This window comes from Planococcus salinarum (assembly GCF_007004625.1).
Lineage (GTDB): Bacteria > Bacillota > Bacilli > Bacillales_A > Planococcaceae > Planococcus > Planococcus salinarum.
The window spans coordinates 1-26240 of the sequence record NZ_VIFV01000030.1; the positions used below are offsets into that span (position 1 = coordinate 1).

General features: G+C 45.8%; 20 protein-coding genes and 2 riboswitches. Of the genes, 2 read left to right on the forward strand and 18 right to left on the reverse strand.

Going from position 1 to position 26240, the window contains the following annotated elements; genetic code table 11:
* Window positions 1-554: 554 nt before the first annotated feature.
* The 9 genes from DIJ65_RS13710 to DIJ65_RS13750 form a co-directional block, all read right to left on the reverse strand.
* A complete protein-coding gene (locus tag DIJ65_RS13710) occupies window positions 555-1892 on the reverse strand; it encodes an NCS2 family permease (RefSeq protein ID WP_117303168.1) in 1338 nt (445 codons plus the stop codon).
* A 135-nt stretch (window positions 1893-2027) separates the two neighbouring features.
* Window positions 2028-2129, reverse strand: a riboswitch (purine riboswitch).
* A 102-nt stretch (window positions 2130-2231) separates the two neighbouring features.
* Window positions 2232-3770: a glutamine-hydrolyzing GMP synthase gene (guaA, locus tag DIJ65_RS13715; RefSeq protein WP_117303166.1), complete on the reverse strand. Its 1539-nt coding sequence runs from the start codon at window positions 3768-3770 to the stop codon at window positions 2232-2234.
* 128 nt (window positions 3771-3898) lie between these two features.
* Window positions 3899-4000, reverse strand: a riboswitch (purine riboswitch).
* 32 nt (window positions 4001-4032) lie between these two features.
* Entirely contained in the window at window positions 4033-6222 is a 2190-nt protein-coding gene (locus DIJ65_RS13720) for a transglutaminase TgpA family protein (RefSeq protein WP_117303164.1), read from the reverse strand.
* The gene (locus DIJ65_RS13725) at window positions 6219-7433 is read right to left on the reverse strand and encodes a DUF58 domain-containing protein (protein WP_117303162.1); all 1215 of its coding nucleotides are present in this window, start codon (window positions 7431-7433) and stop codon (window positions 6219-6221) included. The genes DIJ65_RS13720 and DIJ65_RS13725 overlap by 4 nt, the downstream gene beginning before the upstream one ends.
* A complete protein-coding gene (locus tag DIJ65_RS13730) occupies window positions 7430-8380 on the reverse strand; it encodes an AAA family ATPase (protein WP_117303161.1) in 951 nt (316 codons plus the stop codon). The genes DIJ65_RS13725 and DIJ65_RS13730 overlap by 4 nt, the downstream gene beginning before the upstream one ends.
* Before the next feature lie 160 nt (window positions 8381-8540).
* Window positions 8541-9368, reverse strand: coding sequence for an ammonia-dependent NAD(+) synthetase (gene nadE, locus DIJ65_RS13735; protein ID WP_117303159.1), 828 nt, complete (start codon window positions 9366-9368; stop codon window positions 8541-8543).
* An 11-nt stretch (window positions 9369-9379) separates the two neighbouring features.
* Entirely contained in the window at window positions 9380-10852 is a 1473-nt protein-coding gene (locus tag DIJ65_RS13740) for a nicotinate phosphoribosyltransferase (RefSeq protein WP_117303158.1), read from the reverse strand.
* A 446-nt stretch (window positions 10853-11298) separates the two neighbouring features.
* On the reverse strand, window positions 11299-11982 hold the full coding sequence (locus DIJ65_RS13745) for a GNAT family N-acetyltransferase (protein ID WP_117303156.1): 684 nt from the start codon (window positions 11980-11982) through the stop codon (window positions 11299-11301).
* A 40-nt stretch (window positions 11983-12022) separates the two neighbouring features.
* Window positions 12023-13639 (reverse strand): alpha-glucosidase, encoded by a 1617-nt coding sequence (locus DIJ65_RS13750; protein WP_117303154.1) that lies wholly within the window; start codon window positions 13637-13639, stop codon window positions 12023-12025.
* A gap of 361 nt (window positions 13640-14000) precedes the next feature.
* Between DIJ65_RS13750 and DIJ65_RS13755 the strand changes: the two genes are divergently transcribed.
* Entirely contained in the window at window positions 14001-15281 is a 1281-nt protein-coding gene (locus DIJ65_RS13755) for a glucose-6-phosphate isomerase (RefSeq protein ID WP_117303153.1), read from the forward strand.
* Between the two features lie 53 nt (window positions 15282-15334).
* Here the strand turns inward: DIJ65_RS13755 and DIJ65_RS13760 are convergent, their stop codons facing one another.
* From DIJ65_RS13760 to DIJ65_RS13795, 8 genes are all read right to left on the reverse strand, one after another.
* On the reverse strand, window positions 15335-16951 hold the full coding sequence (locus tag DIJ65_RS13760; protein ID WP_071152372.1) for a glycoside hydrolase family 13 protein: 1617 nt from the start codon (window positions 16949-16951) through the stop codon (window positions 15335-15337).
* Between the two features lie 12 nt (window positions 16952-16963).
* The gene (locus DIJ65_RS13765; protein WP_071152371.1) at window positions 16964-17983 is read right to left on the reverse strand and encodes a LacI family DNA-binding transcriptional regulator; all 1020 of its coding nucleotides are present in this window, start codon (window positions 17981-17983) and stop codon (window positions 16964-16966) included.
* A 13-nt stretch (window positions 17984-17996) separates the two neighbouring features.
* Window positions 17997-18812, reverse strand: coding sequence for a carbohydrate ABC transporter permease (locus tag DIJ65_RS13770; RefSeq protein ID WP_117303151.1), 816 nt, complete (start codon window positions 18810-18812; stop codon window positions 17997-17999).
* Window positions 18812-19672 carry a carbohydrate ABC transporter permease gene (locus DIJ65_RS13775; RefSeq protein ID WP_117303150.1) on the reverse strand — a complete coding sequence of 287 codons (861 nt, stop codon included), beginning with the start codon at window positions 19670-19672 and terminating at the stop codon, window positions 18812-18814. The genes DIJ65_RS13770 and DIJ65_RS13775 overlap by 1 nt, the downstream gene beginning before the upstream one ends.
* A 98-nt stretch (window positions 19673-19770) precedes the next feature.
* On the reverse strand, window positions 19771-21072 hold the full coding sequence (locus DIJ65_RS13780; RefSeq protein WP_117303148.1) for an ABC transporter substrate-binding protein: 1302 nt from the start codon (window positions 21070-21072) through the stop codon (window positions 19771-19773).
* 147 nt (window positions 21073-21219) lie between these two features.
* Window positions 21220-22293 carry an ABC transporter ATP-binding protein gene (locus tag DIJ65_RS13785; RefSeq protein WP_117303146.1) on the reverse strand — a complete coding sequence of 358 codons (1074 nt, stop codon included), beginning with the start codon at window positions 22291-22293 and terminating at the stop codon, window positions 21220-21222.
* A 4-nt stretch (window positions 22294-22297) separates the two neighbouring features.
* Window positions 22298-23173 (reverse strand): ROK family protein, encoded by an 876-nt coding sequence (locus DIJ65_RS13790; protein ID WP_117303144.1) that lies wholly within the window; start codon window positions 23171-23173, stop codon window positions 22298-22300.
* Between the two features lie 58 nt (window positions 23174-23231).
* The gene (locus tag DIJ65_RS13795) at window positions 23232-24827 is read right to left on the reverse strand and encodes a glycoside hydrolase family 13 protein (RefSeq protein WP_117303142.1); all 1596 of its coding nucleotides are present in this window, start codon (window positions 24825-24827) and stop codon (window positions 23232-23234) included.
* Between the two features lie 182 nt (window positions 24828-25009).
* Here DIJ65_RS13795 and DIJ65_RS13800 point away from each other — a divergent pair, with 182 nt between their 5' ends.
* On the forward strand, window positions 25010-25594 hold the full coding sequence (locus DIJ65_RS13800; protein WP_071151800.1) for a biotin transporter BioY: 585 nt from the start codon (window positions 25010-25012) through the stop codon (window positions 25592-25594).
* A gap of 82 nt (window positions 25595-25676) precedes the next feature.
* Here DIJ65_RS13800 and DIJ65_RS13805 read toward each other — a convergent pair whose 3' ends face one another.
* The gene (locus DIJ65_RS13805; RefSeq protein WP_071151799.1) at window positions 25677-26135 is read right to left on the reverse strand and encodes a HEAT repeat domain-containing protein; all 459 of its coding nucleotides are present in this window, start codon (window positions 26133-26135) and stop codon (window positions 25677-25679) included.
* Window positions 26136-26240: the final 105 nt, after the last annotated feature.

The following is a 26240-nucleotide window of genomic DNA, read 5'->3' on the forward strand; positions in this document are numbered from 1 at the left end:
CGATCGCCCGAAGGCGACCATCGCAAAAGCCGTTCTCGCGCCAAGGCGCTCGTGACGTCTTTCGTTGACGTTTTGCTGTTCAGTTTTCAAGGTTCAAATTATAACGCCGCGCTCTTTGGCGACTTGAATAATATACCACGCCACCAATTAAGAAGTCAACAGTAATTACAAAGTTTTTTATGAGTCCCACAAATTAATTATAACAGAATTTTCTCACAATAAAATTACAGTAAAGTTACAAGTTTGAAAGGAATAATTTCCTTTACATTGAAAGCTATGGCGAAGATTTAAATTCTTACATGTATAGACCATCCATTTCCCTACAGATCAACAGGAGCGCAACCGGCATTTTCTCCAGTAATCACCGAAAAGTAAATATCTCCGCGCTTCCCAGCCATTCTCAGCCCGTCCGCTCCGTCTACTAACCTCCCGATAATTTTTCATCGATATGTTTTCGGCCTTATTTTTTTGCGGTAAAATTCTCCCTTCCTTCTATATAAAACATCCATAGAAAAAACCCGCCAAAAACTTGGCGGGTTTCTTGCTGGAAGATATTAAGCAAGGAAAATGAAATACAGAACAAAGATGACAAACAGTCCATACATGATTGGATGAACCTGTTTCCATTTGCCGGCTGCAATCATTGTAACCGGATAAAAGATGAAGCCTATGGCAATACCTGTAGCAATACTGTAACCGAGTGGCATGGCAATCATCGTAAGGAAGGCCGGAACAGCTATTTCAAAGCGGCTCCAATCAATCAATCCCAAAGATGAAACCATGAGTACACCCACAATAATTAATGCCGGCGCAGTTACAGCACTCGTAATGACTTCCAGCAGCGGATAAAACAGGATGGCGATAAGAAAGAGTACTCCTGTAACTACAGAAGCAAAACCTGATCGTGCCCCCGCTGCTACACCGGACGTCGATTCAATGTAGGATGTCGTTGTCGATGTTCCGAAAATCGCACCACCTACCGTTGCAATCGAATCTGCCAGAAGGGCTTTGCCGGCTCTCGGAAGTTTATTGTCTTTCATCAAACCGGCCTGGTTGGCCACAGCCACTAAAGTACCGGCTGTATCAAAAAAGTCCACAAACAGGAATGTCAGAACCACAACAAGGAATTCGATTGTCATCAGCGACCCAAAGTCATTGAAAATCGGTTCAAGTGCTACCCCGAATGTTTTGTCCATACTTGGGACGTTCAAATCGATGATTGCACTCGGAAGGTTGATGATACCAAAAATCATTCCGACTACAGCTGCAATAAGAATACCGAAGAAAATTCCACCTTTGAATCCGCGGACCATAAAGATTACTGTTACAAACAATCCGAAAATCGCAAGTAATGTAGAAGGATTAGCCAAATCACCGATGCCAACCATCGTGTCCGGGTTGCCGACAACGATTCCGGCATTTTGGAGGCCGATGAAGGTAATGTACAGCCCGATACCGGCACCGACAGCATATTTCAATTCTTTTGGTATTGCATTTATAATCGTCTCACGAACGCCCGTCAAAGTCAGCAGGATGAAGATTACACCCGAAAAGAGAACTCCTGTCAAGGCAGTCTGCCAGGGAATTCCGTAAGTAAGAATTACGGTATAAGCAAAAAATGCATTCAGGCCCATGCCCGGAGCCAGCGCTATCGGATACTTGGCAAGCACACCCATCAAAATCGAACCGAGTGCAGCAGCCAAAGCCGTAGCCATAAAGACAGCGCCATAGTCCATACGCATCGAATCCGGAAGATCCGGCACTGAAGCCAAAGTTAATGTCAGCGGATTGACAACAAGTATATATGCCATTGCCAAAAATGTTGTTAAACCCCCGATAAATTCCTGGCGGTAATTTGTTCCCAACTCTTCAAACTGAAAATACTTCTTCATTAATTCTATTGCCTCCGCATGCTGTCGCAAAGATGCTTTAAAACAAAAAAACGCATACAGCAAAATGCCGTATGCGTTCCCGATTCTAAATTTCTGAAATACCAATTTCAGAAAAAGTCCATTCCAAAGATGACGATGGAAATAAACCTAAATCGTAGTCGAGTCATTTACGGTAACTCGGTAGAAACTTTCGGGCCATATCCCCGACATTATACGACAGCGTTATTTAATTTCTATAGTAGAATAACACATTAATTCCAATCAAACAAGCCTATACACGAACATTAACTAATAAATTGAAAATTAAGTTCGTGATTCAATGCTTTTTTATGCGAATCTCTATTCCCACTCAATCGTTGCAGGCGGCTTGCTCGTTATGTCATAGAGTACACGGTTAATGTGATCCACTTCATTCACAAGGCGGACACTGATTTTCTCCAGCACATCCCATGGAATTCGTGCCCAGTCAGAAGTCATTCCATCAATTGAGGTAACTGCACGGATGCCGATTGCATAATCGTATGTGCGTGCGTCTCCCATAACTCCGACGCTTCGAATATCCGGAAGCACCGTGAAATATTGCCAGATGTCGCGGTCAAGGCCTGCTTTGCTGATTTCGTCCCGCAGAATCCAGTCAGACTCACGGACGATTTCAAGCTTTTCTTCCGTAACTGCGCCCATAATACGAATTCCCAGACCTGGACCCGGGAATGGCTGGCGCCAAACGATTTCTTCAGGCATGCCCAGTTCCGTGCCAAGCACGCGCACTTCATCTTTGAATAGAGTATTCAATGGTTCAATAAGCTTGAATTGCATATCATCCGGAAGGCCCCCGACATTATGATGGGATTTGATTGTCTGCGCAGTCGTTGTTCCGCTTTCAATAATATCCGTATACAATGTGCCCTGGGCCAGAAAATCCATGCCTTCGAGCTTTGAAGCTTCGTCATCAAAAACATAGATGAATTCATTGCCGATGATTTTCCGCTTTTTCTCGGGATCGGTAACGCCGGCGAGCTTATTCATGAAACGGTCACGTGCATCGATTTTTATGACATTCATATGGAAGCCGTCAGCGAAAGTTTTCATGACGCTTTCCGCTTCCCCTTTCCGGAGAAGGCCATGGTCGACGAACATGCATGTTAATTGGTCCCCGATCGCTTTATGCAGCAGGACAGCCACAACTGAAGAATCAACGCCGCCGCTCAATGCGCACAACACTTTTTTATCTCCGACTTCTTCACGGATTTTTTCAATTTCAAGTTCAATGTAATTTTCCATCGACCAATCTGCCGCCATCCCGCAGATATCGAAGACGAACTGACGCAGCAATTCATTTCCATAAATCGAGTGTCGGACTTCCGGATGGAACTGGACTCCATAAAAGCTTCTCGATTCATCTGCCATTGCCGCAATCGGACATCCGGCGCTGGTCCCGATCACATCGAACCCCGGAGGCGCTTCCGTTACCAGGTCGCCGTGGCTCATCCAGACAATCTGTTCTTCCGGCAATCCGGAAAACAATTTGTTTTCTTTCAAAATTTTCACTTCCGCTTTGCCGTATTCACGGTTCTGGGATTTTTTAACGTCGCCTTTCAAATGCAGCGCCATCAATTGCATGCCGTAGCAGATACCAAGAATCGGAAGACCCATTTCAAATATTGCATCATCGATTGAAAAAGCATTTTTATCGTATACGGAATTCGGTCCGCCGGAAAAAATGATGCCGGTTGCATTCATTTCTTTTATTTCTTCAGCCGTGACTGTATGGGGATGAAGCTCGCTGTATGCTCCAAGTTCACGGATGCGGCGGGTGATCAATTGATTGTATTGGCTACCGAAATCTAAAACGACAATTTTGCTTTGTTCTTTTAACATAGGACTGACTGGCAAAACCTTCACCTCTTCTGATCGATTTCAGGATCTCCAAATAATAAAAGAACACGAAAATTTCCCTCGTGTTCTTCTGCTCTACATCAAAAAGGCGAAGCCCCATGCAAAAATAGGCATGTGGCATCCGCCTTCATAGTCAAGTCATTTCCGGGGACTTGGTAGAGACATCCGATCCATATCACCGGACATATATGAGGGCACCTGTACTTTATAATTTTCTCAATTGTACAAGTTAGCCCGTGCAAAATCAACTGCTTGTGCGATTGATTAAGTTTTCCCAACTTTCCTTCAATTCGCTCCACTCAACGGTTTCAGGCTGTCCGCCATAAACCGACTGCTCATAGGAGGCAGTCAACCGCGTCATCTCTTTCGTCCCGAAAAATGAATCGATATATCGGGCATAAGACATCAGCGTTTGACCATCTTCCCTTTTGATGCCGTAAAGATCCAATTGTTTCAGCAGCCGCAGATAGGCTTTTTCGAATGTCTGTTCACCTTTTCTTCTGCGGTAATAGGGGACAAGAACTTTCGGTAGCCATTTTTGCCGCTTAACAAACAGCAGGACGGCGGCCAGTATGGAGGCGACCATTCCGAACAGAACCGCTCCTCTATTATCTGCTACATATTCACCCAAGCGCTCCCACATACCAGGGCCTCTTGCTTCGGCTGCAGCAGCAGCTTCATCTTCTTCTTCAAGTTCAGGTTGCTGTGGTCGCTCCGGCGTTTCCGGCTCTTCAGAATCCGAAGTTTCGATATCCAGGTCAAAGTCTATCTGGGAAGAACCTGTAAAACCGATTGTCGGTTCAAACAACATCCAGCCGACATCCGGCATATAAGCCTCCACCCAGGAATGGGCATTATTATTGGTGATTTGATAAACGTCGGTTTCGATTCCATTTTCGTCTTCCAATTGTTCCCCTTCGTTGAATCCCTTGACCCATCGGGCAGGGATATCCAGGCTGCGCAGCATGACCACCATTGAAGTCGAAAAGTTGTCGCAGTAGCCGCGTTTTGTTTCAAATAGAAATTGATCGACGTAATCCTGATCTTCTTCGGGCACAGGGATATCTGTCAGACTGTATTCAAATCCATCCCGTTCAAAATAATTCTCTACAGCCCGTGCCTTATCATAGACTGTTTCGGAATCTGCCGTAATTTCTGCCGCCAAATCTCTGACACGCTGCGGCAATTCTTCCGGCAGCTGTTTGTAGCGATCGAATTCCGGGGGCAACTCGGCCAGTTTGTCAATGGTCGTTTCCCGAAGTCCGGTAAGGCTGTACGCCGGTTCATTGAATTGAAGTTCGACCGCGTCGGGCTCATAAGGCGCTCCATTCAACATTGGTTCGATTTTTTGATCGATCGGGGTGTAGCTGTAACGAATTTCCTCTTCCATTTGAATGGTTTCGATCCCATAAGGATAAAGAACAAAAGGAAATTCCAGTTCCATTTCAAGGACCGCATTGACGGATTCCTCTTCCGAGCCTGGTTGAAATTCGGTTTCGATGAGATCACCGTTGTTGTAGAGGACCGGTTCTGCAACCGGCTCGCTCAGCTCCCATCCTTTGGTAGTGTAAGTATCCTTTGTTTCAACTTTCCAGTACTGGCCATCTTCGACTTCCGCCCTGAAGGCCAGTGTATTGTCTGCCATGAAAGAGCCGCCCAATTCGGAATCATCCACTCCATAGCCGATACGGCCGATCGAAGCCGGACCCGGTCCGCCTTCTCCGGAAAATGATGTGATATATGGAACCGGATCAGGCCAAACAGGACCCGCTTTCGGCAAATAAAGAGCGAGAGCCGTAGATACTGCCACCATAAGAAAAAGCGGGATGGTATATGCTGCCAGTCGATTAATTGTTTCGTTGATCCGATGGCTTTCCAGCCATCTTGCCAGGTGCAGCAGCCCCGCAAGCATCAGGCCGATGACCATGATGCGAATGATGGCGGTATCTCCGTTATACGGACTGAACGTATCTAAAACAGCTATGAAAACAACTGTCAGAATGTAAAAAAGGAAAATGCTCAGCCGGAAGCTGACCCAGTAATGAATGAGGTAAACAGCCATCCATAATAAGCTGAAGAACAACACCGTCCTGAAGATATCAGTGGTATCCGCCCAGTCCTGAGCGAACAGGGCTTCCAGATTCACCCTAAGGTCGGCCAGGATAAAGCCCAATGCTTCAAATGAGAAAAAAGTGGTATCTGTGTAGCCAAGAATGAGGAACCACATTATATAGAAGGTTTTGACCAGTGCAGAGATGCCCCAATGCACCTGGAAGTAGGCCATCGCTAAGCTGATCCCAATAAACACCAGAAACAATGTTTTGTGTCCGGTATCGGTCAAAGTGATGACCGGAGTGAGCCATTCAGCCAATAGAAGGAATACCAGCACATACAATATGGCCATAAAAGCCTTGCTCTTTCGAATGGAATTCATTTGCGGCTCACCTCCGTAAAGACTGAAGCAAAATTCTCCGGTGATACAAGTTTCACAACAAAGCCTTTCGAGCCGGCATACAGATGGGCGGCTTCGTCCGCTTTATCGAGTTTTTTGTTTTTATCAGTTACGACAAGACACATGCAGATGTTGAGGTTTTTGACATTTCTCCGAATGGCTTCGACCATTTCGATTGTCAGTTTGGTAGTAATGTATATCATTGAGGTAGCCCGGATTTGCTGAAGATTCCTGCTTACCACTTCATCAGCAGGCCGGTCGAGGTCCGGCAGCACTTTCGCCAAATAATACATGACCCGCTGCAAATGGCCTTCCGAGTGGATGATCGGAAACGAGTCGATGCTGTTTCCCACAGACAAATAAGCTACGCTTGCATTCCCCCTCACAATTGAAGTCAGCAACGAAGCTGTCAACTCAATCTGCGATTCGAAATTCTCTGATGGTTTTCTGTCATCAAAAACAAACAGGTCTTCTGCCTGCCTATCTTCGAATTCCTTGGTACGCAGGGTCTGCGTGCGCGCAAAGGATTTCCAGTGAATCCAGGAAACCCTGTCTCCCGGCTGGTAATCACGTATCCCGGTGGCCATTGTCGTATCTTTCACCAAAGTATGCGGGGCTGCCATTGCCCCCTGGTCGTAATTGGATTCTAGCGCCCGATATGGAATATCGACAGTATGCGGGTAAACCAGAATGGTTTGTTTCAGCGGAAAAATTTTCGACTTTTTTGTCCAACCGAAAAAATCTGCCACCTCGAGTTCAATCCCCTCAAGAACATGCTCGCCTCTTGGCATATCCTCTATTTCATAATGCCAGATATGGGACTTGCGAAAGCCGGGCATAAACATCGTGCGATTTTGTGCGGGACTTCTTTTACGCAATGCAATGGAAGTTGTTTTTTCTGTAAGCACCGTATAAAGAAGTGGAAATGAAGTGCTGCGCTCAAAACGCACGGTCGCCGAATACTTTTGGCCTCTTCTGATTTGCGTTGTATGGATTTTGCGGGTCACCTGAACATCCTGGAGGGGGTAAAAATTCAGCAGCAAGGAATACAATACAAATGGCAGCGCCATATAAAAGATGAACCAGCTGACAAAACCGCCCTGGAACATCGCGAATGAAAATGTAATCATCAGGATAAAGACCACAAAAATTATTCTTCCCCATAAAGACAGGGCTTTTTTGATTTTTTTCATTGGCCGACTAGCCTTTGGACAGGCACTTTCGTTTTTGTCAGGATGCGTTCTGTGATTTCTTCAGCAGTGATGCCGTCGTATCTTGCTTCGGAACGGAGCATGATGCGGTGGCCAAAGACGAACTTCGCAAGGTGCTGAACGTCATCAGGGGTAACGAAGTCACGCCCTTTCAATAACGCATAAGCCTGTGCGGATTTCATCAGAGCGATGGAACCGCGGGGACTGACCCCCAAATAGACGTATGGATCATTGCGCGTCTGGCGGGCAAGGGTCACGATATAACTTCTTATTGTGTCATCCACTTTGATATTCTTCACCTGGCGCTGGAGTTCAAGCAATTCCTCCAAGGAAATAACCGATTCCAAGTCTTCAATCGGAGTGGAAAACTGTGAACGGTTCAATACTTCCATTTCTTCTTTTGCAGTCGGATAGCCCATTTTAATTTTCAATAGAAAACGGTCCAACTGCGCCTCCGGCAGTGGATATGTCCCTTCATATTCGATTGGGTTCTGGGTGGCCATGACGAAAAATGGTTTGGGAATCTGCATGGTTACGCCGTCAATGGTTACGGAAGCTTCTTCCATTGCCTCGAGCAATGAAGACTGGGTTTTCGGGGAGGTACGGTTGATTTCATCAGCCAGAATTATATTGCCCATAATCGGGCCTGGCCGGAAATTGAATTCCATATCTTTCGGGTTATAAATAGAAACGCCAACTACATCAGAAGGCAGGAGATCCGGGGTGAACTGGATACGCTTGAAGTCTGCGCCCACCGACTTGGCCAATGCCCTGACCAGCATCGTCTTCCCGACACCAGGCACATCTTCCAGCAGAACGTGGCCATGGGACAGCATGGCCACCATGCTCAACTCCACGATATCCCGTTTGCCGATAATGACTTTTTCGATATTATCAATTACTTTGCTTAATTGTTCTTTTGGATTCATCATAGTTTCCCCCAATGAGTGACAAAAATATTTTGAATTGTCACATTCTTACTCATTAGCATAACGAATTGGAGGCAATAACTCAACTCTGCAATAATGGGCGCAGGCTTTTTTGCATAAAGAAAGGCCCCCCTGACGGAGGACCTTCCATACTTTAAAATCATTTCCAAAAATCATCAAAAACAGTAACAGGCAGCTTTCGTTTATGCTGTGTTTTCAAATAATAGCCTTCTAATTTCTTACGGGCTTCATCCGGTATTTTCTTGCCTTCCAAATAGTCATCAATCATGTCGTACGTTATGCCAAGGGCAACTTCGTCAGGAATTGCCGGTTTATCTTCTTCCAGATCCGCAGTCGGAACCTTGTTGTAAAGGTGTTCCGGGCTTCCCAGCTCTTTCAGCATGGCTTTGCCCTGCCTTTTGTTCAATCGGAAGAGAGGCATCAGATCTGCAGCACCGTCACCATGTTTTGTATAAAAGCCTGTGATGGCTTCTGCTGCATGGTCTGTTCCGAGCACCACCGCATTATGCATGGCCGCTACGGAGTATTGGGCTTTCATCCGCTCTCTTGCTTTTTCATTGCCTTTGGCGAAGTCGGTCAGCTCAATGTTAACTTCTTCCAAAGCCCGATCACTGGCATCGACCGCCTCTTTAATGTTGATCGTATAGGTTTTTGTAGGATTGATGAATTTCAAGGCATCCTGTGCATCCGGTTCATCAAATTGTTTCCCATATGGAAGCCGCAATGCATAGAAACCATATTTATCGCTTCCGGTTTCTTCGTTTAACTGGTCAACAGCCATTTGGGCCATTTTCCCCGCTAATGTCGAGTCCTGTCCTCCGGATATGCCGAGAACGAACCCCTCAAGGAAAGAATGTTTTTTCATATAGTCCTTCAGAAAAGTAATCGTTCGCTCTATTTCCTCGCGCGGATTAATTTCTGGCTGAACTTTCATTTCTTCAATGATTTTATGTTGCAGTTCTGACATATAACATCCTCCTATTTTTTCGAGAAATTTTGAATCGAGTCACGTACTTCCTGGATATTCCGCATTTTATTGTCCCAGCACTTCTGGCTGAGGTCAACAGGATATTCCTCCGGATTGAGCGAGCGCTTGTATTCTTCCCACAGCAGTTCCAGGCTCTTCTTCGCATACTCCTGAACTTCCTGTATGGGGGGACACCGATAAGTAACTTCGCCTTTTTTCACGACCTGGGTATGAATATCCACAGCATCAAAATTCGTGACAAATTTCGAAACGAAGGTATGGATCGGATGGAACATTTTCAATCTCGCCTCGGATGCCGGATCTTCATCTGCCATGCAGATATAATCCCCTTCTGATTTCCCGTTTTCCCTGTCTATGATTCTGTAAACTTTTTTCAGGCCGGGCGTTGTAACTTTTTCTGCATTGCCCGATATTTTAATGGTATCTTCCATCTGACCCGTATCGTTTTCAATCGCAACAATTTTATATACTGCGCCCAAGGCCGGCTGGTCATAGGCGGTGATCAGTTTGGTTCCGATTCCCCACGAATCCACTTGAGCTCCCTGGGCCTTCAGGTTAAGGATCGTGTATTCATCCAAATCATTCGATACGACGATTTTCGTATCCGGGAAGCCGGCTTCATCCAGCATTTTACGGGATTCTTTCGAAAGGAAAGCTATGTCCCCGCTGTCAAGGCGTATGCCCTGGAAGTCAATTTTGTCTCCAAGCTCTTTGGCCACCTGGATGGCAATCGGAAGCCCCGATTTTAATGTATCGTATGTATCAACCAGAAATACGCATTTTCTGTGCTGTTTTGCGTATGCATGGAAAGCTTTGTATTCGTCTTTATAGGCCTGTATCATGGAATGGGCGTGCGTGCCGGCTACCGGCAGACCGAACAGTTTGCCGGCTCTAACGTTGCTTGTGGCTTCCAATCCCCCAATAAATGCTGCACGGGATCCCCAAATAGCCGCATCCATCTCCTGAGCGCGGCGCGTTCCGAATTCCATCACCCGATCATCTTTTACAATTTGTTTGATGCGGCTCGCTTTGGTTGCGATCAGTGTCTGATAATTGACGATATTCAATAAGGCCGTCTCAATCAGCTGTGCCTCTGCCAATGTCGCTTCAATGCGCAGCAGCGGTTCATTTTGAAAAACCAACTCCCCTTCAACTACGGAAAAGACATCGCCCGTGAATTTCAATGTTTTTAAATAAGAAAGAAAATCATCTTCATAGCCGGCTTCTTCTTTTAAGTAAGCCAAATCAGTTTCCGAAAAACTGAAATTCCTCAGATATTCAAGCAGCCGCTCCAATCCCGCAAAGATGCCATAGCCATTCCCGAACGGCAGTTTCCGGAAGAAAAGCTCGAACACCGCTTTTCGCTCGTGCATGCCGTCAGCCCAGTAGGCCTCGACCATATTAATCTGATATAAATCGGTATGGAGTGCGAGACTGTCATCCGCATATTTCGTATTTTGCATAGAATCTCCTTCTTCCGCATTTCATAAGTTCAATTAATTATACCCTATCAGGACACAATCAAAAACGAAAGACGGCGAATCCTGAAACCGGGAATCATAGCCTTGACAAAGATATTCATACTGTGCAATAGTAGTTGAGTTAACACAGAGGTAACTGATATATTTGATAATCTGGCATTCTACATTAATGTTTTTGAGAATACTTATTCACACTGGCGCGATTTGAGGATCGCAAGGACGTAAAAGAAGGCAGGGTTTACGTTGCTTAAGTTAGAAAGCACCCAGTGGAACACTGACCGCGGCACTGAAAGCAAATACTTTCAACGGAAATGATTCCCCTTTTAAAAGGGTTGAAAAATTGAATCAAGCTATAGTAATGTTACCTTCAAACCAACAAAGGGGCGCCCCGATAAGATATCGGGAGCGTCCCTTTTCCAATTCATGCGTTATTCCTTTTCCCGATCAACCGCGAGAAAAGGGTTTTTCCATTCCATCAATAATGCATAATCCCCCGAATCTTCGTCATCCAGGTAATCCTTTATTAAGCGCACAGGCATCCGGCCGCTGCGCAGCAGAAAAGTGATGACCGGATCTTTCAAATCTCCATTCAAAACTTTTTCTGCGTATTGTTCAGCGGTCATTTCTTCCGAAAACTTTTTATAGCCCGGCATCCTTCCGCCCCCGATTACTCGTTCCAGCCGATCTTCGATAACCCGTTCGTACGCAGCCTGTTGGAGTAATTTCCCGAGTTCCATTTTCCGGAAAGCCGGTTTTATGCCAATATCCACTATATAAAAACTTTTTCCGTTTGGTTTATGGGTTGAAATGGAACCGTGGCCCGTTACATCTTCCCAGCTGTGTGAGGATTCACCGCTGTCGAAATCTGTCAGCATCCCTGTCAGCGAGCCTGCCAGTTCGCCTGCTATTTCGACGCACAATGCGCCTTCCGGATAATTCTCAAGATGGCTCGTTAATTGCTTTTCATTCCATAGCAGTTCATCGGGAAAAGGTGGGGGAAAGCATTCCCTCTGTATATCGATTAAGCCTTTGAAATCTGCCTTGCGGTAATTTCGGATAACTGCCTTATGAATCGTTCCATTCTGAAATACGAATTGTTCTTTATAGTACAATCTTTTCGCTCCTCTGTTTTTAATGCCTGCCTTATTTTACTTACTCCAATAAATATACGCGGGTTTCAAACGGCTGCAGCTTCCTTTCCTCAAAGTGCTGATAATTGGACAGCAACAGTTGCCCTTTCGCCCTTAACGCCCATTTGCATTCATCGCTGTCCAAATGGGAAACAACCATGATTCGCTGATTTTCAAATTCCCGTGTATAGGCATAGACATCGGGACAATCCAATTCTGCCAGCTCTGTTTCCCCGTACAACAGACACTTATAACTCTTCCGTAAAAAAATCATTTTTTTGTAAAAAGACAGAATCGACTGTTCATCCATCTCCTGCGCTTCGACGTTGAGCCACTTATAATTCGGATTCAGTGATATCCATGGTTCGCCTTCGCTGAAACCGGCGTTTTTCCGGTCATTCCATTGCATCGGCGTCCGTGCATTGTCCCGGCTTATTTTTTTTATCGTTTCCATCAATTCTTCATGCGGCACACCGTGCATACGATTATAACGATAGAAATTTTTCGTTTCCACATCCCTGAACATCTTAATGTCATCAAATGGCACATTGGTCATTCCGATTTCCTGGCCCTGATAGATGAAGGGCGTTCCTTGCATTAAGAAATACATACAAGCCAGGGCAGTTGCGCTTTCCTGCCAAAACTCCTGATCATCGCCCCAGGTCGAAACTGTCCGCGGACGGTCATGGTTTTCAAGATATAGGGAATTCCATGCGATTCCGTGGGCGCTCCTTTGCCAGCGGTCCAATACTTCCTTGAGGCTTCCGACATTCCAGTCTGCATCCTTATCGGTATCCCAGGTTTCGTGCGCTTCCAGATGAAAGATCATATCGAATTTCCCTTCGTCCTCACTGATCCACTCCGATAATTCGTGCGCCTTAACGCTATTAGCTTCCCCCACGGTAACAATATCGTATTTTTCAAAAACTTCATCCCTCATCTCTTCGAGAAAATCCTGAAGCCCCTCCACGTTCGTCATTTTCTCCCATGCCGGTACATAATTCTTCCCTTCCGGATTCGGCATATCGGTATAATCTTTCTTCAGGTGATTGATGGCATCCACCCGAAAACCGTCCACCCCTTTTTCAATCCACCATTTGATCATATCGTAAAGCTCATAGCGAACTTCGGGATTTTCCCAATTCAAGTCCACCTGGTTTTTGGTGTACAGATGAAGATAATATTGGTTTGTTTTCGGGTCGAATGTCCAGGCAGGACCGCCAAAGATGCTTTCCCAGTTTGTCGGCTTGTCCCGCCATACATACCAGTCCCGCTTCGGATTGTCCCTTGAGGATTTTGATTCGTGAAACCACGGATGCTGATCGCTTGTATGATTCAGGACAAGGTCCAGGATGAGCTTCATGCCACGGGAATGGATCTCTTTCAGCATCCGATCAAAATCTTCCATAGTCCCCATTTCATCCATGATTGCCCGGTAATCACTGACATCGTAGCCATTATCGACATTCGGAGATTTGTACATGGGACAAAGCCAGATGATATCAATACCCATATTCTGCAGATAATCCAGCTTCTCGGTGACTCCATTCAAATCCCCTATGCCGTCACCACTAGTGTCTTTAAAACTCCGTGCATAAATCTGATAGACAACCGCTTCTTTCCACCAAGTTTTCTTCATAATTACAGCCTTCCTTCAGAACGATTTTTCAGACCGGCACAAATAAATTTTGTTCTCAAATAAATGATTCGGCATCTAATGACAAATACCTGCTTATCGACATACATTCCTGATATTCGGAGGAAATTAACAGAAAAGCAGTCTATATCACAAAAGTATACCCGGCTGCTTCGCTTCCACTGACCTTTTGGTCTTCTTGAAAAGATTTTTTCTCGCTTTAGTCACCCTGCTTTCATGTTTTTAACTTACAAGATTTCATGGGTCTATAAAAAGAAAGACATGGAAGAAATATCAGTGGAGAGGAAGGTACAAAGCTCGTGCATATGGTAAACTTGAGAGAAAAAGGAAAGGGAGTTTTGCTATGATCGAACTTACATACTCAGGCTCTTTCGAAACGGTTTTTACAGAGGAAAAGAAAAAGGCTTTAAAAGAAATTCATGAAAATTTATATAAGAAGGAAGGGCGCGGTTCAGACTTTCTTGGCTGGCTCGACTGGCCGAGCACTGTGCAGCCCGAATTCCTGGATCGCATCCAGCAGGCGGCAGCAAACATCCAGAATAAAGCGGATGTTCTCGTCGTCATCGGCATCGGAGGATCATACCTTGGCGCAAAAGCTGCGCTGACAGCGCTGTCTCCCTATTTCAATAAAGGCGGCCGGAAAACTGAAGTGCTGTTTGCTGGACATCAAGTCAGCGGTGAATATTTGAAACAGCTTCTTGCACATCTCGATGGGAAAGAAGTTATGGTAAATGTCATTTCAAAATCCGGAAAAACAACCGAGCCTGCACTCGCTTTCCGTTTCCTGAAAAAATACATGGAAGACCGTTACGGAAGCCAGGCTGCTGAGCGGATCATCGTCACAACTGATGAAGAAAAAGGGGCCTTGGTGAATCTCGCTATAGACAATGGCTATCAGCGATTTATGGTGCCTGAGGACGTCGGCGGCCGCTATTCCGTTTTTACAGCCGTCGGTCTGCTGCCGATTGCCGCTGCAGGATTTTCCATCTCCGAATTGATGAACGGCGCAAAGGATGCTGAAAAAGCTTATCAGGCATTTGATACCGAAAGCAATCCGGCCATCCGTTACGCCGCCGCTCGCCACCACCTTTACAAAGAGGGCTATACCACGGAAGTGATGGCCACGTTCGAACCGAAATTGGCTTATGTGCAGGAATGGTGGAAGCAATTATTCGGGGAAAGTGAAGGAAAAGAAGGCAAAGGGATCTTCCCTGCGTCGGTTTCGTTCACCACCGACCTCCATTCAATGGGACAGTATATCCAGGACGGTATCCGGAATTTATTTGAAAGTTTCCTGCTGATCAGGGAGAGCAAGGAAGATCTGACTGTCTTCGAAGCCGAAAATGACGGAGACGAGTTAAATTACCTGGCAGGCATCAGCCTGCAGGAGTTCAATCACGTCGCCTATAAAGGGACGTCGTCGGCACATCTTGACGGCGGGGTGCCGCAAATGAGCCTGACAATTGAAAGGATGGATGAGTTCCACCTTGGCCATCTGTTTTATTTCTATATGATATCCTGCGCCTATAGCGCATACCTGCTGGACATCAATCCATTCGATCAGCCGGGCGTCGAGGATTACAAAAACAACATCTTCAAACTGTTGAAGAAACCGGGATATTGATATTAATCCAAAAAAGGGCAGACCCATTGAGGTCTGCCCTTTTTGCTGTTCGATTATTTTATCTGGTAGACCCTTGCCTCATACGGCCGAATTTCTGCCGGGTCGATTAACTCGTAGTTCGAAATCAGCAGACCTTTGTTTGCAGGTTCGTTCCAACGGTATCGATGCGAGCCGAGGTTTGAGACAATCAATACTTTGGTTTTTTCATCTTCTCGCGTATAAGCATAGACGTCCTCGAAACCAAGTTCCACCAGCTCGTATTTGCCGTACACGAGCACTTCCATATTCTTTCTGAGCGCAATCATCTGTTTATAGAAGGACAACACGGAATGCGGGTTGTGCCTTTGCACTTCGACGTTCAGCCATTCGTAGTTCGGATTTGTATAGATCCAGGGCTCACTCGTGGAGAAGCCGGCATTCGGGCTGCTGTCCCATTGCATCGGTGTCCGCGAATGGTCGCGGCTCGTCTCTTTGATGAGCGTCATGACAGCCTCATGTTCCATTCCTTCTGCAAGGTTGTAGAAATAAAGATTGTGCGTCTGGACGTCGTCATATTGTTCGATTTTTTCGAACGGCGCGTTGGTCATGCCGATTTCCTGGCCCTGATAAATGAACGGCGTTCCCTGCATGAAGAAGTACATGCAGCCGAGTGACGTGGCGCTTTCACGCCAGAAAATGCTGTCATTGCCCCAGGTGGAAACCACGCGCGGCTTGTCGTGATTTTCGATGAATAAAGCATTCCAGCCGATGCCTTCAACGCCTTTTTGCCAGCGTGTCAAAACTTTTTTCAGTTCCGGCACTTTGACGCCTTTTTTGACTTCATTGTTCCAAAGACCCAGATCTTCGAATTGGAAGACCATATCAAATTTACCGTTTTCTTCACTGACCCACTCTTCGATGTCCTCTGCAGATACACCATTCGCTTCGCCGACAGTCATGATATCGTATTTCGCAAAAGTTTCATCACGCAATTCCTCGAGAAGGGGCTGGATGCCGTCGACGTTCATCATCTTTTCCCAGGCAGGCATATTCTGTTGCCCGTCTTCAAATGGCAGATCGGTAAAATCTTTTTTGATATGACTGATGGCATCCACCCGGAAACCATCAATGCCTTTGTCGAGCCACCAATTGATCATGTCATATAGTGCTTTTCGGACCTCAGGATTTTCCCAGTTCAAATCCGGCTGTTTTTTAGAAAAAATATGCAGATAATATTGTCCGGTCTTTTCGTCCAGTTCCCATGCAGGTCCGCCAAAAATGCTCTTCCAGTTGATCGGTTTGTCGCGCCATACATACCAGTCGCGCTTCGGATTGTCGAGTGATGACCGGGACTCCTGGAACCAGGGGTGTTCATCGCTCGTATGGTTGATGACCAGATCGATGATCAATTTCATGCCGCGGGCGTGGATTTCCTCCAACAGACGGTCAAAATCTGCCATCGTGCCGAGTTCATCCATAATATCCTGGTAATCACTGATGTCATAGCCATTATCGTCATTCGGTGACTTATACATCGGGCAAAGCCAGATAACATCGATGCCGAGTTCCTTCAGGTAATCCAGTTTAGCTGTCAAACCCGGAATATCGCCAATGCCGTCACCATTGGAGTCCATAAAGCTTCTTGGATAAACTTGATATACAACTGCTTCTTTCCACCATTTTTTGCTCATGTTCATTTCCTTTCAAAGACTTCGGCAAGATCCGCGTTCGATAAGCCGTGAAGGCACTGTGATTTCCCTCACCGGGGCCTCCCTGTCTTTTATTTTTTCAAGCACCAATTCTGCCGCATGAATGCCCAGTTCATAAATCGAGATATCCACGGTGCTGAGCGGCGGCTTCAGATGTTCCGACAGTGAATGGTTATTGAAGCTCAATACCGATACATCGCCGGGAACATCAATTTTCATATCCTGCAAATAACTGATGAGCTCATAAGCGATGAGGTCGTCATGCGTCACAATAGCGGTCGGCGGCTTTTGCAGTTCCATCAATCGTCTTACCGCCTGCTCTTCCAATCCCACGCTGATCGACTGATTGACGATCAAATCCGGATCAAAGCTTAAGGATGCCTTTTCCAATGCATTCTGATAGCCCTTTAAACGGTCCAGTGAAACCACATATTCCAAACCGCCGCCCATATAGGCAATGCCCTGATGGCCAAGGCCGATCAGGTAATTGACAACTTCACGAGCATTTCCGACATTATCATTATCCACATAGGAAATCGAGTCTGTATGGACATCCGGACGACCGACAACTGAGAATGGAATATTGCTATTGTATAGGTATTCCATAATTTTGTCGCCGATTCTGGAGTATAAAAGTATGATTCCATCCACTCTTTTTCCCTGGGTCATCGAAATGACTTCTTCGTATATTTCTTCAGTAGTGGCACCTGTTGACAAATACAGGCCGAACTTGCTTTCATGGGCCCTGCTCGAAATGCCGCGAAGCACTTCAGGAAAGAATGGATTCTGAAAAGCTAGTGTTGCTGAATCCGCCATAATGATGCCAATAGTCTGGGTTTTTTGGATAACCAGATTACGCGCCTGGAAATTCGGATAATAGCCAAGGTGCTTCATCGTTTCCCGCACTTTCTTTTTTGTATCATCGCTGATTCGAGGATTATCCGCGATAACGCGAGATACTGTTGCCGGTGAAACCGATGCTGCTTTCGCAACATCTTTGATTGTAATTGCCACTCTACTCGCCCCTTTACTTTACGGCACCGTCTGAAACGCCTTTGATGATCGCCCGCTGTGCGAAGAAATAAAAGATGATGACCGGCACAATGGCAAGTGTCAAACCTGCAAGCGCCAGATGCCACTGTTTCGTGTATTCTCCGAAAAAGAAAAACATTTTGAGTGGAATCGTTTCACTTCCGGTTTGATTGATGACCAGAGATGGAAGAAGAAAATCATTCCATATCCAGATAATATTCAAAATAGCTACCGTTACAGTGATCGGCTTCAACATCGGGAAGATGATGTGCCAGAAAACCTGCCAGCGGTTGGCCCCGTCGATGCGTGCTGCCTCGTCCAAAGATCGCGGGATGTTATTCAGTGCGCCATGATAAAGGAAAATCGACAGACTGGCACCAAATCCGATATACATGAAAATCAGACCACCGCGGTTCAGCATTTCAAATTGGCCAAAAACCGTTACAAGCGGAATCATAACCGACTGGAACGGAATCAGCATTGCCGCAACAAACGTGAAAAACAAAATTGTGCTGATCCGGCTTTTTGCCCGGGAGAGCGCATAGGCTGCCATTGCTGAAGAGATGATGATCAATAAGACACTTGAGACAGTAATCAGCAGCGAATTGAATAGGGTCTGCATGAAATCGAGTTCCTCGAAAGCGGTAATGTAATTATCAAAACTCCATAGCTCCGGAGGGCTTGTCACATCCGTAAATATCTCTTTTTTCGTTTTGAACGAATTGACGAACATTAAATAAAAGGGCAATAGCCACAAAATGCCGAGAAGAATCCCGAGAATCTCCAATTTCCAATTCTTCTTTTTTCTCATTACATTTCAACCTCCCGGCGTTTATTCCAGTAAACCTGAAACAATGCGACAATGGCAACAATCACAAAGAAAATGATTGCTTTTGCCTGAGCATATGCAAATGCATTCTGCACAAATGCTGTATTGAAAATTTCCATGGCCACCATTTCAGTCGAATTATAAGGTCCTCCGCCTGTCAAAGACAGGTTTTGGTCATATAGTTTGAATGTATTAGATAAAGTCAGGAACATGCTGACAGTAAATGCCGGCGCAACCAATGGAAAGATGATATAGCGGAAACGCTGGAATGTTGATGCTCCGTCAATCTCAGAAGCTTCGAGCAGTTCATTCGGCAATCCTTGTAAATAAGCTATGTAAATTACCATGATATAGCCGGACATTTGCCAGCTCATTAAAATGACCAGACCCCAGAACCCTGTTTCTGTTGTGGCTAGCCATACCTGCAAGCTCTCCATACCAACCATTTCTCCGACACTTGCGAAAACTTTAACGAAGATGAATTGCCAGATGAATCCCAGGATCAAACCGCCGATCAGGTTCGGCATGAAGAAAGTCGTCCGGAGAAGAGTACTGGATTTAATGCGCGATGTTACGATCAATGCCAGCGACAATCCGATAAAATTAATAAGGATCACTGAAACCACGGAGAATTTTGTAGTAAACCATAAGGAATCCAAAAATCTTTCATCCTTAAAAAGATCGATATAATTTTGGAAGCCTACAAACCCGCCTGTCGTGATACCGTTCCAGCTTGTGAAGGAATAGTAGACGCCCAGCAGCATCGGTACGACTACCACAAGTGTCAAAGCGATCAAGACCGGGGCCAGGAACAACCAATAAGCAAAATCTTTCGTACGCATACGTTAAGCCCTTCCTTTCTGCAATAGAAGCATAAAGACAAAATAAAGCAGCACAGAGGCTGCTTTGTTCTTGTCTCCAGCTTATTTATTTTACTGGTTTATTGTCTGCTTGATTCCCAAGCGGCTTTCGCTGATTCTATAACTTCTTCCCATGTCGCTTCTTCACTCAAATACTTTTGGATGCTTGAGCCAAGTTCATCTTCGCCCCATCCAGTCGGGTAGCCCATGAATACCCATCCGATTGTTTCGCCAGCTTGGGAAGCATCATAAACTGCTTTTGACAATGGATCTGAAATTTTCGAAGTATCATAGCCTTCATAGGCAGGGATGAATTTAAAGTCTTCCACTACGGCTGTCTTACCAGCTTCAGATGTGTAAAGCCAATCTAAAAATTCCCTTGAGGCTTCAACTACTTCTTCATCAAGATTTTTGTTTACCGCCCAGTACATTGGCACTCCTACTGGAAGACCGCCTTCTTCATAGCCTTCAACCGGTATCGGCAGCATGCCGATGCCATTTTCGGCAAATTCAGGGTCAATTCCGGCGATTGAACCGTATGCCCAATTCCCTTGCTGGATTATTGCCACGCGCTCCAGCGAGAATAGTTCTTCAACCTGCTGAGAGTAATCGAGGCTGACTGTCGGCTGTTTTGAATAGTCGTTTTGAAGATCAAGGATTTTTTTGAATGCATCAGAATATGTGAAATCAATTGTTTCCGAATCGTATGCATCCATTACATTATGGTCAAATTCAGGTGCAATGAATGTATTTGATAAATGCAATCCTGTTACCCATTTTTCTTTGCCCGGCAACGCAAAAACCGATTCAATTTCAAGTTCCTCTTTTTTCGAGTCAAGTGTTTTCACAGCTTCTTCCAAACTTGCGAAGTCTGTGATAGAAGCTGGGTCGATTCCCGCTTCTTCAAACAGGCGAATGTTGTAGATGAATCCGTAACCTTCCTGGTTATATGGTAAACCAAGCACTTCGGAATCGACTGTGACGCCTTCAAGTGTTCCGTCAAGTGCTGCTTCTGCAGCAGCTGTGTCAGTTAATGGCGCCAGGCTGTCATTCCAGTCAGCAACATCCTGCGGTCCACCGATGTTGAAAATTGCCGGCTCGTTGCCTGAAGCGAATTTCGAACGTAATGCCGCGCCGTAATCTTCTCCGCCGCCTACTGTTGTGATTTCAATATTTACATCAGGGTTTTCTTTTTCATACATTTCCACGACATTTTCAAATTGTTCCTTGAATTCCACTTTGAATTGGAAAATATCTACTGTTACTTTATCGCCTTCAGCGGCAGAACCTTCTTCATCTCCGCCGTTGCCGCAAGCAGCCAGCAAACTCGTTGTAACCAGTAATGACGCGAGCAATCCTTTTTTGAACTTAAACTCTTTCATGTTTATAATCCCCCTTTGAGTTTTGTGCAATCGTTTGCACAATGACGAAAATAAAAACGGAAACTTTTTTAAGAAAGCGTTTCCAACTTCCAATTGTTAGTATCTTATCACAGTGAAAACGTTTGCACAATATCAAACAAAAAATTTTTATTTGATTCTGACTTCTGTTTCCGGGTCGAAGAAACGTGCCTTATCCATTTCAAAAAGCATCGGGAAAACAGTGCCTGCCGCCAGTTCGAAATTGGCATCAACCCGTCCAACAAACGAGTGCCCTTCAATTTTGCTGTATACCATATATTCAGAGCCCATCAGCTCCACAACATCCAGATCGACTTCGAGAACGTCTACTTGCGCATGCGGTTTATGCGTAATATGTTCCGGCCGCAAACCGATAACAATTTCTTGGCCATCCCGGCCTTCAGGCATTGCTGATTTAGGGATAAGCAGTTTTGTCTGTCCCATCACAAAAGAGTCGCCTTCGATGCGTCCTTTAAAGAAATTCATCGCAGGAGATCCGATAAAGCCCGCCACGAAAATATTGTCCGGCTGGTCGTAAACTTCTTTCGGAGTGCCGACTTGCTGAATGACGCCGTCTTTCATGATGACAATCCGTGTAGCCATCGTCATCGCTTCGGTCTGGTCATGCGTTACATAGATGGTTGTCGTTTTCAGCCGTTGGTGAAGCTTGGAGATTTCCGTCCGCATCTGCACACGCAATTTTGAATCAAGATTAGATAAAGGTTCATCCATCAGGAATAGTTTGGCGTCCCGGACAATTGCCCGTCCAAGTGCCACACGCTGACGCTGTCCACCCGATAAGGCTTTCGGCTTTCTGTTCAAGTACTCCATCAGGCCTAGTATTTCAGCGGCATTTCTGACACGTTCCTTGATTTCTTCTTTCGGCATTTTCTTCAGTTTCAAGCTGAACGCCATATTTTCATAAACAGTCATATGGGGATACAAAGCATAATTCTGAAATACCATCGCAATGTCGCGGTCCTTCGGTTCCACATCGTTCATCCGTTTTCCGTCGATTGAAAATGTGCCTGCCGAGATGTCCTCCAGTCCGGCAATCATCCGCAGCGTCGTCGATTTTCCGCAGCCGGAAGGGCCGACGAAGACAATGAACTCTTCATCTTCCACAGTCAGATTAAAATTTTCTACAGCTGTCACTTTGTTATCGTAAGTTTTGGTTAACTGGTCCATCAATAATTTTGCCACGATTTCACTTTCCTTCCAATACAAGTAATGCAGCGCCCAATATTCCGGCATCGTTGCCGAATTGCGCTGTTTTAATGTCCAATGGGTTGAGCAGTAAAGCCTCGAGCTGGCGTAACAATTGCGGCAGCCAGTAACGGGCTGATTCCGACACTCCGCCTCCCAGCACGACCGATTCCATATCAAAGGCTGCCTGCAGGGAGCTGATGACAACTGCCAAGTCGTATGTGAACGCTTCCAATAATTCGTTGGATCGAATGTCTGTTGCCGCGGATTCGAACATTTCAAGCGGCGTCATGGCCAGTCCGGCTTCTTTGATGCGCCGCTGAATACCCGTCCCGGAAACGTACTGTTCATAACAACCTTTGCGGCCGCAGGTGCATAGTGCTCCACCGGGATAAAGTGTCATATGGCCAAGTTCAGCTGCTCCGCCGTGCGGTCCGCCGCTCAGCAGTTTGCCGTCCCAGATGATGCCGCCGCCAAGACCTGTCCCTAGCGTCAGGCATACAACCCGAGCCTGGCCTTTGGCCGCTCCGAATTTCACTTCCGCAAGTGCCGCGCAATTGGCATCATTTTCGACTTCCACCCGTTTGCCGACAGCCGCCTCCAATTGTTGTTTCACTTTTGTGCCGGTCCAGCCGGGCAATGCTTCCGTAGAAAAGATGATGCTGCCGGATGCAGGATCGACAAAACCATGCGTGCCGATTCCGATAGCTTCCACCTCAGGAAATTTCCCCAGTATCCGCCGAACGTTTTCCTCCAGATAAGGATAAAGCGGAAATTTCGTCGGAATTCTTTCATCATATAAAATGGTGCCGGCTGCATCAATGATGCCCAGGCGAATTTTTGTTCCCCCAATATCAACACCCAATACATTCGTCATCGAGTTCCCCCTCTTCTTACGTGAAGTACTCTTATCATAACTGATATTTTCTCAATTTCTAGCCCCTTTTATGGAATGCGACCGTTTCGTAAGGACGCAAAACCAATGTTTCCGAACTTTCGAGACTGTCGTAATTGTGGATCAGCCGTTCGCCTTCGGGCATCGGGAAGGCATGCTGCAGGCTTGAAAAATTGCAGTAGACCGTTAATTTTTCATCGCTGGTTTCACGTTTGTAGGCAAAAACATTTTCGTCTTCCCTGTGCAGCAATGTGAAATTGCCGTGTGTGATGATAGCCATCGTTTTGCGCATTTCGATTAATTTTTTATAGAATTGATAAATCGATTTTTCGTCGTCTTTATTCGTTGTATTGATGATGGAATAATTCGGGTTCACGGAAATCCACGGTGTTCCAGTCGTAAATCCGCCGTGTGCTTCTGCATTCCATTGCATCGGGGTCCGTGCATTGTCGCGGCCTTTCACATAAATCGATTCCATAATCTTTTCATGCGGAACTCCCTGACTGCGCTTTTCCTCATACATATTGCGGGTTTCGATATCCTGATATTCATCGATCCCTTCGAACTGGACGTTCGTCATGCCGATTTCTTCTCCCTGGTAGATATAAGGTGTCCCCTGCATGAAGTGGAGACAGGCCGCCAGCATTTTTGCTGATTCGAGGCGGTATTCGCCGTCGTTTCCGAAGCGCGAGACGATGCGCGGCTGATCGTGGTTGTTCCAGTAAAGACTGTTCCACCCTTTGTTGTAAAGGGCCTGCTGCCAGTGCTCCAGATTGAATTTCAGATCCGTCAGTCTGAGCGGCTTCAAATCCCATTTCTCTCCGCTTGCCTGGTCGAGCCCCATATGCTCGAACGTGAAGATCATATTGACTTCCCTGCGCTCTTCAGCTGTGTATTTGACTGCGTCCGAAACTGTCGCGCCCGGCATCTCGCCGACTGTGACAATATCATAGCCAGAGAGCACTTCCCTGTTCATTTCCTGCAGATAGTCATGGGCCTTCGGGCCGTTCATGAAATACTTGCTGCCGTCGCCATCCGGGCCATCCGGAAAATCGGGATCTTTAGAAATCAGATTGATGACATCCATCCGGAAACCGTCGACGCCTTTATCCAGCCACCAGCGCATCATGGCATAAACTGCTCTCCGCATGTCCGGATTTTCCCAATTCAAGTCCGGCTGTTTTTTTGAAAACAGATGAAGGAAATATTGCTCCCGGCTGGGATCGAATTCCCAGGCCGATCCGCTGAAGAATGACCGCCAGTTATTCGGTTCGTCACGCCATATGTAATATTCCGGTTTTTCTTTGAACCATTCGTGTTCATCGGAAGTGTGATTGACGACAAGATCCATCATCAATTTCATCCCCTTAGCATGCACTTGCTTCAATAATTCTTCAAAATCCCCCATTGTTCCAAACTCAGCCATGATCTTTTGATAATCCCGGATGTCATAGCCGTTATCGTCATTCGGCGAATCATAGATCGGCGACAGCCAGACAATGCCGATTCCAAGCTCCGCAAGGTGATCCAATTTTTGAATGATTCCTTTCAAATCTCCGATTCCGTCGCCGTCCGAGTCCATGAAACTTCTTGGATAAATCTGATAAACAGTCGACTTCTTCCACCAGTCCGCCATTCAACCACTCCTCTCGCTGTAAACAGGGAATATTCTAACATGAAGTCAGCACGATTGGGAATCTTGATACAGCAGCACAGCAGGAAGCACTTTTATTGTGTTAACTTAAATAAAAAAAATGGTTGACTCATTTTCTCCCGTTTATTATACTTCTAAGTAGATTAAATTATTGGAGGTTTACCATGACTACATATTCAAAAACAAGATCCGCCAACCATTCCAGAACATTGAAACTGGTGCACATTGCGATGTTTTCCGCGCTGATGGCAATTGGCGCCAACCTTACCTCATTCCTGGTTATCGGAGGGGTTCCGATTACTTTGCAAACTTTCTTCGCCATCCTTGCGGGCATTCTTCTTGGCAGCCGGCTCGGCGCCGCTTCAATGGTGGTTTACGCCTTTATCGGTTTGGCTGGAGTGCCAGTTTTCGCAAAATTCTCCGGCGGGATGGATACCATCATTTCCCCGACGTTCGGTTTTATCCTCTCTTTTATCATGGTTGCATATGTAACCGGCTTGATTGCTGAAAAATTCCCGACACGCAAAGGATTTGTCATCGCGGCACTTGCCGGCTTGTTCGTAAACTATGTTTTCGGCACCAACTGGATGTATGCCGCCTATAAATTGTGGTTTGCAGCACCGGAAGGTTTCAGCTATGCGATGGCTTGGGCATGGATGGTGCCCCCGTTTCCGAAAGATCTGATTCTGGCGGTGCTTGCCGGCGTCTTTGGATTCAGGCTGAAACCGATTATCAGCAAGTATATGTAATATGGCATGGAAAGTGCAAATACAGGTTTATGCAATAAAATTATAGAAGCCGGTGCGGGGAATCCCTGCACCGGCTTCTATTTTATCGTTTTGTTCTTACAGGTGCAGCTTCCCAGCGGGCTTGGAGCCAAGCTTCGAAATCTTCACCCTTATCTCCTTTATACGTATCATAAATATCACTGCGCATTTTTTGCAGTTTCATTTTGAAATCCTCGTAGCTGTGATCGGCAGGCAAACTTTTCTTGATGCGCACAAGCACTTTGTCCGTATCTTTGATCAGTTCATATTCATTGCGTTCCGGCATTTCGACGTTCTCGCCGAAATTGCGCAGCGCATTATAAGCCGCTTCCTGGACCTGATAAACCGGATCATTATTCATACGGTTCAACAGGATACTGATTGTCTGTTCCGTTTTCCAATTACCCAATTCCTCAACAGCTGCCAGACGTTCTTTCCAGTTGGCCATGCGGTTTGCAGCTTTTTTCAATTCCTCGTAATTCGGTGGCGTCTCTTCAGTGTAATTATGTTGTGTCAATTTCATTCTCCTTTTGTTCATTTTCCTTTGCGAAAAATGGAGTTATGCATTTCTTCTTCGAAATAACATCGCTCTATAGAGTGTACCATTTTATTCGTCTGCTATCACTCT

Excerpts from the sequence above, each read along its gene's own strand:
- DIJ65_RS13710 (WP_117303168.1), bottom strand. The coding sequence starts at position 1,892 with ATGAAGAAGTATTTTCAGTTTGAAGAGTTGGGAACAAATTACCGCCAG.
- guaA (WP_117303166.1), bottom strand. The coding sequence starts at position 3,770 with ATGTTAAAAGAACAAAGCAAAATTGTCGTTTTAGATTTCGGTAGCCAA.
- DIJ65_RS13720 (WP_117303164.1), bottom strand. The coding sequence starts at position 6,222 with ATGAATTCCATTCGAAAGAGCAAGGCTTTTATGGCCATATTGTATGTG.
- DIJ65_RS13725 (WP_117303162.1), bottom strand. The coding sequence starts at position 7,433 with ATGAAAAAAATCAAAAAAGCCCTGTCTTTATGGGGAAGAATAATTTTT.
- DIJ65_RS13730 (WP_117303161.1), bottom strand. The coding sequence starts at position 8,380 with ATGAATCCAAAAGAACAATTAAGCAAAGTAATTGATAATATCGAAAAA.
- nadE (WP_117303159.1), bottom strand. The coding sequence starts at position 9,368 with ATGTCAGAACTGCAACATAAAATCATTGAAGAAATGAAAGTTCAGCCA.
- DIJ65_RS13740 (WP_117303158.1), bottom strand. The coding sequence starts at position 10,852 with ATGCAAAATACGAAATATGCGGATGACAGTCTCGCACTCCATACCGAT.
- DIJ65_RS13750 (WP_117303154.1), bottom strand. The coding sequence starts at position 13,639 with ATGAAGAAAACTTGGTGGAAAGAAGCGGTTGTCTATCAGATTTATGCA.
- DIJ65_RS13755 (WP_117303153.1), top strand. The coding sequence starts at position 14,001 with ATGATCGAACTTACATACTCAGGCTCTTTCGAAACGGTTTTTACAGAG.
- DIJ65_RS13760 (WP_071152372.1), bottom strand. The coding sequence starts at position 16,951 with ATGAGCAAAAAATGGTGGAAAGAAGCAGTTGTATATCAAGTTTATCCA.
- DIJ65_RS13770 (WP_117303151.1), bottom strand. The coding sequence starts at position 18,812 with ATGAGAAAAAAGAAGAATTGGAAATTGGAGATTCTCGGGATTCTTCTC.
- DIJ65_RS13775 (WP_117303150.1), bottom strand. The coding sequence starts at position 19,672 with ATGCGTACGAAAGATTTTGCTTATTGGTTGTTCCTGGCCCCGGTCTTG.
- DIJ65_RS13780 (WP_117303148.1), bottom strand. The coding sequence starts at position 21,072 with ATGAAAGAGTTTAAGTTCAAAAAAGGATTGCTCGCGTCATTACTGGTT.
- DIJ65_RS13790 (WP_117303144.1), bottom strand. The coding sequence starts at position 23,173 with ATGACGAATGTATTGGGTGTTGATATTGGGGGAACAAAAATTCGCCTG.
- DIJ65_RS13795 (WP_117303142.1), bottom strand. The coding sequence starts at position 24,827 with ATGGCGGACTGGTGGAAGAAGTCGACTGTTTATCAGATTTATCCAAGA.
- DIJ65_RS13800 (WP_071151800.1), top strand. The coding sequence starts at position 25,010 with ATGACTACATATTCAAAAACAAGATCCGCCAACCATTCCAGAACATTG.
- DIJ65_RS13805 (WP_071151799.1), bottom strand. The coding sequence starts at position 26,135 with ATGAAATTGACACAACATAATTACACTGAAGAGACGCCACCGAATTAC.